This is a genomic window from Shewanella electrica, from assembly GCF_022321485.1.
Taxonomy (GTDB): domain Bacteria; phylum Pseudomonadota; class Gammaproteobacteria; order Enterobacterales; family Shewanellaceae; genus Shewanella; species Shewanella electrica.
The window spans coordinates 1-246 of sequence record NZ_JAKOGG010000642.1 but is presented as its reverse complement, the minus strand read 5'-3'; the positions used below and the strand labels follow the sequence as shown (position 1 = coordinate 246).

Below are 246 nucleotides of genomic sequence, written 5' to 3'. Positions count from 1 at the left end.
GAGAAGGAGAAGGTAGGCTCCAGCCATGGCTTCCCAGCTCTCCGCCGCCACATCCGTGCCGCAGTTCCATGGCCTCCGGACCTACTCCTCTCCTAGGTCCATGGTGACGCTGCCATCGTTGAGGATGAGCAAGAAGAGGTCCCAGGGCATCCGGTGCGACTACATCGGCTCAGCCACCAACGTTATCATGGTGACGACGACGACGCTGATGCTGTTCGCGGGGAGGTTCGGGCTGGCGCCGTCGGC

1 protein-coding gene is annotated in these 246 nt (G+C 63.0%); it reads left to right on the top strand.

All coding sequences use genetic code 11. The annotated features are described in order from the left end of the window. Positions 1-25: 25 nt before the first annotated feature. The coding region (locus L9G74_RS24565; protein ID WP_238898933.1) for a hypothetical protein at positions 26-246 on the top strand (221 nt) is incomplete at its 3' end.